Source organism: Micromonospora sp. D93 (assembly GCF_018070365.1).
In the GTDB taxonomy this organism is placed as follows: Bacteria; Actinomycetota; Actinomycetes; order Mycobacteriales; family Micromonosporaceae; genus Micromonospora; species Micromonospora ureilytica.
This window is the reverse complement of sequence record NZ_JAGPXW010000001.1, coordinates 44836-57081: the sequence shown is the minus strand read 5'-3', so window position 1 is coordinate 57081 and position 12246 is coordinate 44836. Positions and strand designations below refer to the sequence as shown.

The 12246-nt window shown below is 73.2% G+C and carries 12 protein-coding genes; 7 read left to right on the top strand and 5 right to left on the bottom strand.

Annotated elements, in window-relative coordinates:
* Window positions 1–37 precede the first annotated feature (37 nt).
* The 5 genes from KBX71_RS00235 to rimP all read right to left on the bottom strand — a co-directional run bounded on the left by KBX71_RS00235 (window position 38) and on the right by rimP (window position 5617).
* Window positions 38–334, bottom strand: a complete 297-nt coding sequence (locus KBX71_RS00235) for a DUF503 domain-containing protein (protein ID WP_030489481.1) — start codon at window positions 332–334, stop codon at window positions 38–40.
* 90 nt (window positions 335–424) lie between these two features.
* Window positions 425–3445 (bottom strand): translation initiation factor IF-2, encoded by a 3021-nt coding sequence (infB, locus tag KBX71_RS00230; protein WP_210815801.1) that lies wholly within the window; start codon window positions 3443–3445, stop codon window positions 425–427.
* 93 nt (window positions 3446–3538) lie between these two features.
* The gene (locus KBX71_RS00225) at window positions 3539–3871 is read right to left on the bottom strand and encodes a YlxR family protein (RefSeq protein WP_210815799.1); all 333 of its coding nucleotides are present in this window, start codon (window positions 3869–3871) and stop codon (window positions 3539–3541) included.
* Between the two features lie 16 nt (window positions 3872–3887).
* On the bottom strand, window positions 3888–4931 hold the full coding sequence (nusA, locus tag KBX71_RS00220; RefSeq protein ID WP_196927925.1) for a transcription termination factor NusA: 1044 nt from the start codon (window positions 4929–4931) through the stop codon (window positions 3888–3890).
* Complete coding sequence (rimP, locus tag KBX71_RS00215) at window positions 4928–5617, bottom strand: ribosome maturation factor RimP (RefSeq protein ID WP_196927926.1); 690 nt, start codon at window positions 5615–5617, stop codon at window positions 4928–4930. The genes nusA and rimP overlap by 4 nt, the downstream gene beginning before the upstream one ends.
* Before the next feature lie 154 nt (window positions 5618–5771).
* Between rimP and KBX71_RS00210 the strand changes: the two genes are divergently transcribed.
* From KBX71_RS00210 to KBX71_RS00180, 7 genes are all read left to right on the top strand, one after another.
* Window positions 5772–6299, top strand: a complete 528-nt coding sequence (locus tag KBX71_RS00210; RefSeq protein ID WP_240639001.1) for a hypothetical protein — start codon at window positions 5772–5774, stop codon at window positions 6297–6299.
* The gene (locus tag KBX71_RS00205; RefSeq protein ID WP_210815797.1) at window positions 6296–6733 is read left to right on the top strand and encodes a ferritin-like domain-containing protein; all 438 of its coding nucleotides are present in this window, start codon (window positions 6296–6298) and stop codon (window positions 6731–6733) included. Before KBX71_RS00210 ends, KBX71_RS00205 begins: the two co-directional genes overlap by 4 nt.
* Before the next feature lie 52 nt (window positions 6734–6785).
* The gene (locus KBX71_RS00200; RefSeq protein WP_210815796.1) at window positions 6786–7391 is read left to right on the top strand and encodes a PadR family transcriptional regulator; all 606 of its coding nucleotides are present in this window, start codon (window positions 6786–6788) and stop codon (window positions 7389–7391) included.
* Window positions 7388–8122 carry an ABC transporter ATP-binding protein gene (locus KBX71_RS00195; protein WP_374102561.1) on the top strand — a complete coding sequence of 245 codons (735 nt, stop codon included), beginning with the start codon at window positions 7388–7390 and terminating at the stop codon, window positions 8120–8122. Before KBX71_RS00200 ends, KBX71_RS00195 begins: the two co-directional genes overlap by 4 nt.
* A 41-nt stretch (window positions 8123–8163) precedes the next feature.
* Entirely contained in the window at window positions 8164–10887 is a 2724-nt protein-coding gene (locus KBX71_RS00190) for an FtsX-like permease family protein (protein WP_210815791.1), read from the top strand.
* Between the two features lie 74 nt (window positions 10888–10961).
* Entirely contained in the window at window positions 10962–11462 is a 501-nt protein-coding gene (locus KBX71_RS00185; protein ID WP_210815788.1) for a nitroreductase/quinone reductase family protein, read from the top strand.
* Window positions 11463–11511: 49 nt separating this feature from the next.
* A complete protein-coding gene (locus tag KBX71_RS00180) occupies window positions 11512–12240 on the top strand; it encodes a nucleotidyltransferase domain-containing protein (protein ID WP_210815787.1) in 729 nt (242 codons plus the stop codon).
* Window positions 12241–12246 lie beyond the last annotated feature (6 nt).

The following is a 12246-nucleotide window of genomic DNA, read 5'->3' as shown; positions in this document are numbered from 1 at the left end:
CGGCCGCCCCGGTCGCCCGGCGCGGCCGGCACCATGGTCAGTCGTCGTCCACGCCGTAGAGCCGGCGCCGGACCGACAGCAACTCGACCTCGGGGCGACCGGCCACCAGGCGCTCACAGGAGTCGAGCACCTCGCGGACGTGCGCCGTCTCGGCGGCCACCACGGCCACCGCGAGCTGCGCTCGACCATGCAGGTCGAGCGCACCCACCTCGGCGGCCGACACCTCGAAGCGGCGCAGCGCCGCCACGATCGGCCGTACATATGATCTCTTGGCTTTGAGCGACCGGGAGTCGCCCGGCAGCAGCAGGTCGAAGACCGCGGTTCCGGTGAACATCGCCCCGGACGATACCGCCAACCCGCCCCGCATGATCAAGGGGTTTACGCCGTACGGCGTAAACCCCTTGATCAGCGTGTCACTGCCGGATCAGGCGCGAACCTTCTCCCGCATCTCGAAGGTTTCGATGATGTCGCCGACCTGGACGTTGTTGTAACCACCCAGGGTCAGACCACACTCGAAGCCCTCGCGGACCTCGGTGGCGTCGTCCTTGAACCGCTTCAACGAGCTGATCGTGAGGTTGTCCGCCACGACCGCCCCGTCTCGCAGCAGGCGAGCCTTGGCGTTGCGCCGAAGGACACCCGACCGGACGATGCAACCGGAGATGTTGCCGATCTTGGACGAGCGGAAGACATCGCGGATCTCCGCGGTGCCCAGCTCGGCCTCCTCGTACTCCGGCTTGAGCAGGCCCTTGAGCGCTGCCTCGATCTCCTCGATGGCCTGGTAGATGACGGTGTAGTACCGGATCTCCACGCCCTCGCGGTCGGCCATCTCACGGACCTTGTTCGAGGCCCGCACGTTGAAGCCGATGATCGTGACCGGCTCGGACGAAGCGCTCGCGAGCATGACGTTGCTCTCGGTGATCGCGCCGACGCCCCGGTCGAGGACCTTGAGCTGGACCTCCTCGGGGATGTCGAGGTTGAACAGCGCGTCCTCCAGGGCCTCCACCGAACCGGAGACATCGCCCTTGAGGATGAGGTTGAGCGAGGTCTTCTCGCCCTCCTTGAGCTGCTCCATGAGCGTCTCGAGGGTGGCCCGACCACGGGAGTTGGCGAAGGACGCCGCCCGCCGCCGTGCCTGCCGCTGCTCGGCGATCTGCCGCACCGTGCGGTCGTCCGCCGCGGCGAGGAAGGTGTCGCCCGCGCCGGGCGGCGCGGTCAGACCCAGCACCATGACCGGACGGGCCGGCCCAGCCTCGGTGAGCTGGTTGCCGTTCTCGTCGAGCATGGCCCGAACCCGGCCGTGCGCTCCACCGGCGACGATCGAGTCGCCCGCCCGCAGGGTGCCCTTCTGCACCAGCACCGTCGCCACCGCACCGCGGCCCTTGTCCAGGTGTGCCTCAATGGCCACACCCTGCGCCGGCCCGTCGATCGGAGCGGTCAGCTCCAGCGACGCGTCGGCGGTCAGCAGGACAGCCTCGAGGAGCTCCTCGATGCCGATGCCCGGCTTGGCTGCCACGTTGACGAACATGGTCTCGCCGCCGTACTCCTCGGCGACCAGGCCGTACTCGGTCAGCTGCTGGCGGACCTTGTCCGGGTTGGCGTCCGGCTTGTCGACCTTGTTGACCGCGACCACGATCGGCACGTCGGCCGCCTTGGCGTGGTTCAACGCCTCGATGGTCTGCGGCATCACACCGTCGTCGGCCGCGACGACCAGGATCACGATGTCCGTGACCTGAGCACCACGAGCACGCATGGCGGTGAACGCCTCGTGACCCGGGGTGTCGATGAAGGTGACCGCCCGGTCCTCGCCCTCGTGCGGGACGTGGACCTGGTAGGCACCGATGTGCTGGGTGATGCCACCCGCTTCACCGGCCACGACGTTCGCCTTGCGGATCGCGTCGAGCAGCTTGGTCTTACCGTGGTCGACGTGACCCATGACGGTCACCACCGGCGCACGGCTGACCAGACGCTCCTCGGCCACCTCCGCGTCGAGGTCGATGTTGAACTGCGCGAGCAGCTCGCGGTCCTCGTCCTCCGGGCTGACGATCTGGATGTCGAAGCCCAGGTGCTCACCCAGCAGGTGCAGGGTGTCGTCAGAACAGGACTGGGTCGCGGTGACCATCTCGCCCAGGTTGAACATCTCCTGGACCAGCGAACCCGGGTTGGCGTTGATCTTGTCCGCGAAGTCGGACAGCGAGGCGCCACGGGAGAGCCTGACGATCTGACCCTGACCCCGGGGAGCACCCGAGCTCATGGTCGGAGCCGACAGGTTGTCGAACTCCTGTCTGCGCTGCTTCTTGGACTTGCGACCACGCGTCGGCCGGCCACCCGGACGCCCGAAGGCACCCGCGGCGCCGCCGCCACGGCCACGACCACCCGCACCCGGGCGACCGCCACCACCGGACGGAGCGCCCGGACGGAAACCGCCACCGGGAGCACCGCCACCGCCGCCGGGACCGCCACGGTAGCCACCGCCACCGCCGGCACCCGCGCCGCCACCAGGGCCGCCTCGGTAACCGCCACCGCCACCGGCGCCACCGCCGGGACCGCCACGGAAACCACCGCCACCGCCACCGGGACGACCAGCGCCACCGCCACCGGGGCGACCAGCGCCACCGGGACCGGGGCGACCGGCAGCCGGACGCTGACTCGGCATGGACGCCGGGCTGGGCCGCGGCGGCATCGAGTTCGGGCTCGGCCGCGGCGGCATGCCCGCCGGGCTGTTGGGACGGGGGCCACCCGCACCCGCGGCCGGGGGCCGCTGCTGCTGGCCACCCTGGATGCCGAACGGGTTGTTACCGGCGCCACGCGCCGGCGGGCGACCACCAGGTCGGGCACCCGGACCCGGAGCCGGCGTGCTCGGACGAGCTGCCGGTGAACCGGGACGAGGGGGCATCGCGGCCGGACCCGGCCGAGGGCCGGGGCGGTTGCCGCCGTCTGCCGGGGGCTCCCGGCGAACGGGGTTGTCCCGCTGCTGCTGGCGGGCGGCCTGTGCGGCCTTGACCGCGGCCTCCTGCTCAGCCTTCAACGCGGCGGCACGCGCCTCCGCGGCCGCCACCTCGATGTCGTGCGCACTCGCCGGCTTGGCGACCGGAGCCGCGGGCTGCGGCGCACCAGGCACCGGACCCTTCGGCTTCGGGCCGGGAGCCGGCGCGGCCGGCCGCCGAGGCGGCATCGGCCTGGCCGAGACCCGGGGCGCGCCCGGGGTCGGGGACGTCGTCGGGGTCGGTGTCGAAGCCTGCGTCGACGCGGGCGCCGACGGGGCGGCCGGAGCCGGAGCTCCGGCGGACGCGACGAATGCGTTACGCAGCCGTCGGGCGACGGGCGCCTCGACGGTGCTGGACGCGGACTTCACGAACTCGCCCATTTCCTTCAGCTTGGCGAGAACGGTCTTACTCTCGACCCCGAGCTCTTTTGCAAGCTCGTGTACGCGGGCCTTGCCTGCCACTGCACTCCTCACTCCGAGGTCGTGCGGGCAGCACCCGCAGCGACCTCACTCGTGCACTTGAAGCCTGGTCATTTCAGGGACTTCATCGTGTGCTCATGTCGGTCGTCCTACCCTGCTAGCGACCCTCGCCCGGTCGGGCTGACCGGACGTAGTGGTTGGCGCATCGACGTGCTCCGCCAGCACACCGTGGTCGAGGACCTCGGTGCTGCGCAGCGCACGCCCGAAGGCGCGGCGCCGCACCGCCAGCGCGAAGCAGGCCGGATCCGGGTGCATGTTCGCTCCCCGACCCGGCAGCCTGCGGAGCGGATCAGGCCGGAGGCTGTGACCAGCCTCGTCCCTGACCGCGACAACCCGCAGCAATTCGCTGGCCGGCGCACGTTTCCGGCAACCCACACAGGTGCGCTCCGGTTGAGTGCGTCGTACCACTGGAGGAAGTCTACCCCTAGCTGCCCGAGATCGCGCCGCCCGGCTCCCGCACGTGATCAGCCGCCCCCCGCGCGGCAGGCGCGGTCTGCTCCGCATCGGACCGAATGTCGATCCGCCAACCGGTCAAACGGGCCGCGAGTCGGGCATTCTGCCCCTCCCGACCGATCGCGAGCGACAGCTGGAAGTCGGGAACGGTCACGCGAGCGGCCCGGTTGGCCAGATCGACCACCTCGACCCGCAACGCCTTGGCCGGCGACAACGCGTTGCCGACGAAGGTGGCCGGGTCGTCCGACCAGTCGATGATGTCGATCTTCTCACCGTGCAGCTCGCTCATCACGGCACGCACCCGCTGACCCATCGGGCCGATGCAGGCGCCCTTGGCGTTCACCCCGGGGGTGGTGGAGCGGACAGCGATCTTCGTACGATGGCCCGCCTCACGGGCGATCGCGCCGATCTCCACGGTGCCGTCGGCGATCTCCGGCACCTCCAGGGCGAACAGCTTCTTGACCAGAGCCGGGTGCGACCGGGACAGGGTGATCTGCGGCCCGCGCATGCCCTTGGCCACGTGCACCACCACACAGCGGACCCGCTCGCCGTGCGCGTACCGCTCACCGGGCACCTGCTCGGACTGCGGCAGCACGCCCTCCAGCTTGCCCAGGTCGACGCTGACGATGCCCTTCTCGGTACGCGTCTCGTGCGCCTGCACCACGCCGGTGACCAGGTCACCCTCGCGGCCCACGTACTCACCGAAGTGCACCTCGTCGGTGGCCTCCCGCAACCGCTGGAGGATCACCTGCTTGGCGGTCATGGCGGCGATCCGGCCGAAGTCGTGCGGGGTGTCGTCCCACTCCCGCACCAGGCTGCCGTCGGCGTCCATCTCCTGCGCGTACACCAGGGCGGCGCCCGACCTTCGGTCGATCTCCACCCGGGCGTGCGGTTCGGCTCCGTCGGTGTGCCGGTAGGCGGTCAGCAACGCGGTCTCGATCGCCGCGAGAATCGTGTCGAACGGGATCTCCCGCTCGCGCTCGAGTGCGCGCAGCGCCGCGAGGTCGATGTTCACCTCTCCTCGTCCTCCACATCATCTTCGTCGTCGATGTCGTCTGAATCGTCGATCTCGTCGGAATCATCCGCGTCGTCGAACTCGTCGTCCGGCTCACCGAGCTCGGCGAGCCGGGTGAACTCGACCTGCACGCGGCCGGGGCCCAGCTGGGCGTACGCCCAGGCGGCACGGCCGTCGTCGGTCTCCAGGTGCACGCCCTCGTCGTCGGCCGCGACCACCCGACCGGTCAGCTGACGGTCACCGGCGGGCTGCTCGCCACGCTGGCCCGGCAGCGCGGCCGCGCCCCGGACGGTGACCTTGACCAGTCGGCCCACGTTGCGCCGCCAGTGGCGGGGCAGGGTGAGCGGCCGGTCGACGCCGGGTGAGCTGACCTCCAGCTGGTACTCGCCGGCGACGATGTCGCCACCGGCCTCCTCCGCGGCGTCGAGCGCGGCCGAGACCGCGCGGGAGACGTCCGCCACGGCGTCCAGGTCGATCCCGCCGTCGGTGTCCACCATCACGCGCACCACGTGTCGGCGGCCGGCCCGGGAAACCGACAGGTCCTCCAGGTCGTAGCCGGCGTCGTTGACCACCGGCTCGATCACGGCCCGCAGTCGGGCTCGCCGCGCGGCAAGGTCACCGCCGCGGGGACCCGCGGCGTCGCGGGGTCGACCCGTCGGCCTGGTGGCACGGCCACGCTGCGTCATCTCCGCACCCTCTCCCTGGTCGACGGCGCCGGTCGTCCCGCCATGCCGGCACGCCACCGGAGTGGACACGCCGGTGGTTGCGCAGAGCGTAACGCGCCTGCCCGGCGGTGGACCGGGCGGCGCACCGACGCCGGTGACCCCCGGACCGGCGCGCATGGTGTTGACTTGGCCGGTGGGGAACGGCAGAACGACGCAGCGCGACCAAGCATCCGGACATAGCCGGCGAAAGCTCCTGAGTGCCGGCGCGCTGCTGGTGCTCGGTGGCGCCGTGACGCCGCTGACCGGCTGTGATCTTTTCGACCGCGACGATCAACCAACCCCACCGCCCGACCCGCTGCGGCCGATGGTCGACGAGTCGCTCGCGCTGGCCGCCGCGTACCGGGCGAGCGCGACCGCGCATCCCGAACTCGCCGACCGGCTCAACCCGATCGCCGAGACGCACACCACGCACGCCACCGAGTTGGCCCGGGTGATCGGCGTGACAGTGCCGTCGGCGGCTTCCGCTGCCCCGACCAGCGCCCCGGCGGCCGATCCGAACGGGGCGCGCGCCGCCCTACGGGCGTTGGAGAAGACCGCCCAGCAGTCCGCCACCGCCGCCTGCGCCGCGGCGCCCGCGGAACGGGCGGCGCTACTCGGGTCGATCGTCGCCGCCCGGGCCACCCACCAGGAGGCACTGAAGTGAGGCAGCCGTCCGCCGAGGAGGCGCTCGCCTCCGCTCTGTCCGCCGAGTACGCGGCCATCTACGCCTACGGACGGATCGGCGTCCGGCTCGGCGGAGCGGCCCGGGACGCGGCACGCCAGGCGGAGGCCGGACATCGACGCCGGCGCGACGCGCTGGTGGTGCAGCTCACCACGGCCGGCGGCGTCGTCCCGCCCGACCGCGCCGGGTACGCGCTGCCGTTCCCGGTCACCGACCGGGCGAGTGCCCTGCGGCTCGCCGCCGAGGTGGAGGAGCGCACGGCCGCGCACTGGCGGGCCGCCCTGGCGTCCACCACCGGCGCCGACCGGGACCAGGCGCTGGCCGCCCTGGTCGAGTACGCCGTGCGGGCCACCCGGTGGCGGAAGACGGCCGGGGCGACCCCTCTGACCGTCGCTTTTCCCGGTCGACCGACCTGAACCGGCCCACTCCGGTTGCGGTACGCATACCAGGTATGCATACTCCGTTGCCATGTCCATCCGTCACGGGTTGCTCGCCCTGCTCGAACGCGGTCAGATGTACGGCTACCAGCTGCGCGCCGCGTTCGAGGAGTCGACCGGCTCGACCTGGCCGCTCAACATCGGGCAGGTCTACACCACGCTGTCCCGGCTGGAACGGGACGGTCTGGTGCGCCCGCTGCCGGAGAGCGAGGCCGGGCAGCGCCCGTACGAGATCACCGACGCCGGCCGGGCGGACCTGGCGCTGTGGTTCGCCACCCCGATCAGCCGTACCGACCGACCCCGCGACGAGCTGGCGATCAAGCTGGCGCTGGCGTTGACCACCCCCGGGGTCGACGTCCGGTCGGTGGTGCAGGCCCAGCGCAGCGCGACCATGCGGGCCCTGCAGGAGCTGACCCGGTTGAAGTACGGCAGCGAACGGCCGGAGGACCTCCCCTGGCGTCTCGTACTGGACTCGATGGTGTTCCAGGCCGAGGCCGAGGTGCGCTGGCTGGACCACTGCGAGACCAGTCTGGTGCGGCACCGGCCCAGCGGTCCGGCGCCTCCCCCGCCGCCCCGACCGGGTGACGCCGACGCGCGGGACGCGGCTCGATGGGCCGGCGACGAGGCACGACGGTGAGCGGGTCGGACGACGCGGTGCTGGAGCTACGCGCCGTCCACCGCACCCACGGCGTCGGGCCGGCGGCGGTGCACGCGCTGCGCGGTGTCAGCCTGGTCGTCCGGCCGGGAGAGTTGGTCGCCGTGATGGGGCCGTCCGGCTCCGGTAAATCGACACTGCTGGCTCTCGCCGGCGGCTTGGATCGCCCGACTGGCGGCGAGGTTCGGGTCGAGGGACAACCGCTGGGTGCCCTGGACCGCCGCGGGCTGGCCCAGCTGCGCCGCCGCCGGATCGGCTACATTTTCCAGCAACTCAACCTGCTGGGCAGTCTGAGCGCACTGGAGAACGTGGCGCTCCCGTTGGAACTCGACGGGACCAGCGGACGTCGGGCCCGCGCACTGGCCATGGCCGCGCTCACCGAGGTGGGCCTGCCCGCGTTGGGTGACCGCTTCCCGGACCAGCTCTCCGGCGGGCAGCAGCAGCGGGTGGCCATCGCCCGAGCGCTGGTGGGCGAACGCCGGCTGGTGCTCGCCGACGAGCCCACCGGGGCGTTGGACTCCCAGACCGGTGAGGCGGTGCTGCACCTGTTGCGCCGCCGGATCGACGCGGGCGCCGCCGGAGTGCTGGTCACCCACGAGGCACGGCACGCCGGCTGGGCCGATCGGGTGGTGTTCCTCCGCGACGGCGTCCTGGTCGACACGACGGCGCCGCTGGGCAGTGTCGAGCAGTTGTTGTCCGGCAGCGACCGGTGAAAGTCCGCCGGCCGACGCGGACCCCCGGTCGGGCCGATACCGTGACGCCGCAGCCGGTCGCCCCGGTCGGCCGACGGCGGTTCGCCGAGCTGAGAGGCTCCTGGCGGGCGGCGCTGCGGATCGCCCGGCGGGAGTCGGGCCGGTCGCGGCGGCGGACCGTCCTGGTGCTCGCGATGATCGCCATGCCGGTGGCAGCGCTGGCCTTCCTGGCGGCGAGCTACGACATGGCCGAGCTGACCCCACAGGAACGCGTCGACCGTCGGCTCGGCGTGGCCGACGCGCAACTGCAGTGGATCGCCAACGCCCCGGTGGGGCAGGACGAGTGGGGTGAGGGCTGGTACACCCGCGAGGGCGAGCTTCCCGCGAAGGTCACCGCGGCCCAGGTGAGCGCACTGCTCGGGCCGGGCAGCCGGGTCACCGAGGTGCGTCCGAACGTCCCGCTGACACTGCGCGGCCCGCACCGCGACGAGGTCGTGAACGCTCGGGTGCTGGACCTCACCGACCCGCTGGCCCGCGGGCTGGTGCGGTTCCGGGCCGGCCGGGCGCCGCAGCAGCCCGGCGAGGTCGCGGTCAGTCCGACGGCGCTGCGTCGCCTGGGTCTGCGCCTCGGCCACGCCGTGGCCGCCGCCGACGGGAGCAGGGCGTACACAGTGGTGGCGGTGGTCGAGTTCCCCGACGACCTCGGGCCGGTCGTGGCGCTGCACCCCGGAGCCGCGCCGGCGGCCGGTCCGGAGCCGGACAGTGTCTGGCTGGCGGACGTGCCGGGCACCGTCGACGCGGCGCTGGTGTCCCGACTCAACGACCATGGGGTGGTGGTCGCCGCCCGACAACCGATCGGCCCGGCGACCACAACGGACCGGACGTGGTTCGGGTCGGTCAGGCAGAGCAGCCCCGACGACCTGAGCACCAGCATCCTGATCGCCGGCCTCGGGCTGCTGGAGGTCGTCCTGCTGGTCGGGCCGGCCTTCGCCGTCGGCGTCCGTCGCCGCCGACGGGATCTGGCGCTGGTCGCGGTGGCGGGCGGGGACGCCGCCCAGCTTCGCCGGGTCGTCCTGGCCGACGGTGTGGTGCTGGGCGTGCTGGGGGCCGCCGCCGGCCTGCTCGTCGGCGTCGGCGCGGCGTTCGCCGGTCGCCCGCTGATGGAGCAGTACGTCTTCAGCGCCCGTTTCGGCGGCTACCGCTGCTGGCCGACGGCGCTGGTGCTGCTCGGCGGCGTCGCGGTGCTGGCCGGGGTGCTCGCCGCGCTGGCACCGGCCTGGACCGCCGCCCGGCAGGACGTCAGCGCCGGGCTCGCGGGGCGACGCACCCCGGCGAAAGCCCCGGGCCGCTGGTTGGCTCTCGGACTGGCGCTGGTGGTCGGCGGGGCGGGGCTGGCGGCGTTCGGGGCCACCCGAACTTCCCCGGCGGTGATCCTCACCGGGCTGATCCTCGGCGAGTTGGGCCTGGTCTGCTGCACGCCCACGCTGCTCGGGACGCTCGCCCGCCTTGGCCGGGTGTTGCCGCTGGCACCACGGATCGCGCTCCGCGACGCCAGCCGCAACCGGGCCGCCGCGGCACCGGCCATCTGCGCCGTGATGGCCGCCGTCGCCAGCAGCGTCGCCCTCGGCGGATACCTGGCCAGCGACGGCGTCCGCGAAGCGCGGGCCTACCGGCCGGCGCTGCCGACCGGCCACGTGCTGGTCAACTCGATCGGCTCGGCCGGGCAGCCCACACTGGCCCAGGTCACCGACGCGGCCCGGACCCAGTTCGGGGTCGACGCGGTCGCCCCGGTGCAGACAGCGAGTTGCGGGGCGGGGAGCAACGGCTACTGCGACATCGCACCAGTGCTCCCACTGACACGTGCCTGTCCCTGGCAGCCCGGCGTCCAACTCTCCACGGCCCAGCGCCAGCAGGCCCGCGCCGACCCCCGCTGCCAGATCCGCGAGGCGGACTATCCGGGCGACTACGTGGAGACCGGGGTCGACGACGGGACCGCACTCCCCCTGCTCACCGGTGTGGACCCTGCGACGACCGCCACCGCCACGGCCGTGCTGCGCGCCGGCGGCGTGGTGGTGACCGACCCGCGCTACCTGCACGACGGCCTGGTGACCGTCCGGGTCAGCGAGGTGGAGGCCGGTCCGGACCGGCCGACCGCGGTCCGCGACCTTCCGGGGTACGCGCTGCCGCGGGCAACCGGCCAGTCCCGCCTGCTGCTGTCCACCGCCGCGGCCCGGCAACTCGGCGTGAGCTGGTCCCCGACCAGCTGGGTGATCGGCACCACGGCCCCGCCCGACGACGATCAACAGGCGCGGTTCACCGCAGCCCTGCGGCCCTTCGGGACGCTCTCGCTGAACGTGGAGTACGGCGGCCCCCCGCGCGACGTCTCACCGCTGCTGCTGCTGCTCGCGGCGGCGGCCGGGCTGATCACGGTGGGGGCGGCCGGGGTCGCCACCGCGCTCGCGGCCGCCGAGGGACGCGCCGAGCTGACCACCCTCGCGGCCGTCGGCGCGGCCCCAGCGGTACGCCGGCTGCTGGCGATCTGCCAGGCCGGGGTCATCGCCGGTCTCGGTTCGGTGCTCGGCATCGTGGCTGGCCTCGGCACCGCCGCGATCGTGCTGGTCTCGGTGAACCGGCAGTACGCCAGCCACTGGCCGGTGCCCGATCCGTACCCCTTTCTGGTGCCGTGGCCCGCGCTCGGGGTCCTGGTGCTGGTGCCGGTGGTGGCGATGCTCGGGGCGGGCCTGTTCACCCGGGCCCGGCTGCCGATCGAACGACGGCTGGACTGACTGATCTGCCGGGCAACGGAAACGGGACCGCCCAGGGGTGCCGCCGGGGCCGGGCAGCCGGCAGACTGACCGGCGTGTCAGTGCTGGGAAGAGTCACCCGTCGGCTCGGTCATCATCGTTGGTTCGGCGCGACCGCACGTCTGTTGGTCCCCGCCGATCGGGTGGTCGGTCGCCTCACCCGAGGCCGGGTGGTCGCGCTCGGCCTGATCCCGTCGCTGGTGATCACCACGACCGGCCGCCGCTCCGGCAAGCCCCGCAGCAATCCGGTGGTCTACGTGCCCGACGGCGACGCGTACGTGGTGATCGGCTCCAACTGGGGGCAGACCCACCACCCCGCCTGGGCGCTGAACCTGCTCGCCGATCCCGCCGCCCAGGTGGACGTGAAGGGCCGGCGGCTCACGGTGCGGGCCGAGCGCGCGTCCGGCCCCGAACGGGAGCGGTTGTGGCAGTTGCTGGTCACCGAGTGGCCCGCGTACCGCTCGTACGTGCAGCGCTCCGGCGGCCGGGAGATCCACATCTTCCGGCTGGCCCCGACCGGGCGCGGCGCGCCCGACGGTCCACCGTCGGCTGGCTAGGCTGACGCCCGGTAGCCCGAGCCCCGCAGCCGCGAACAGAGGTGGTCCCGTGGGTGAGCAGGCCGGTGTCGACAGGGGCCTCGACGATCGACGGTGGACGGTCGCGGAGCGGGTCGCCGAGGCGGTCCGGCGGCGGTTCCCGGCCGATGCGCTCGCGATCGCTGTGCACGGGCCCCTGGCGCACGGTGACGACGACGGCGGCGGGGACCGCGAGGCGGGAATGCTGGTGGTCACCTATCGGCCCCGGACCGGGCCGCCGCCGGCGACCCGGCGGGTGGACGGGGTGCTGGTCGATCTGACCGTGGCCGCCGCCGAGGACTACCTGGCCCAGGCGCGGGTGCTCTCGCCGCTCTGGCCGCTGACCGCCGACCGGTACGTCACCACGCAGGCGTTGCACGACCCGACGGGCTGGTTGCGGACGCTGCGCGACGAGCACCTCGGTCGGCTGGCTCGGGCCCGGCCGGCGGAGTTCAGCACCGCGGCCCGGCAGGCGTGGTACAGGGGCAGCGCGGCGCATTCCCGGGCTGCCCGGCTCGCCGAGTGGTACGAAACCGATCAGGCTCTGCTGATGCTCGGTGAGGCCCGGCTGGCGGCGGCCACGGTGACCGGCCTGCTGAGTCGCACCTACTTCCGTGACCCGGGGGACGCGGTGCGGCGCACCGGTTTGGCCGGCGCGGACATGACCGAGGTGGGTGTGGTGCTGGCCCGGCAGGCCGAGGAGTTGGCCGCCCGTGGTCGTGCGGTCGACGGCACTGTCGACGAGTTGCTCACCACCTGAGGCGTG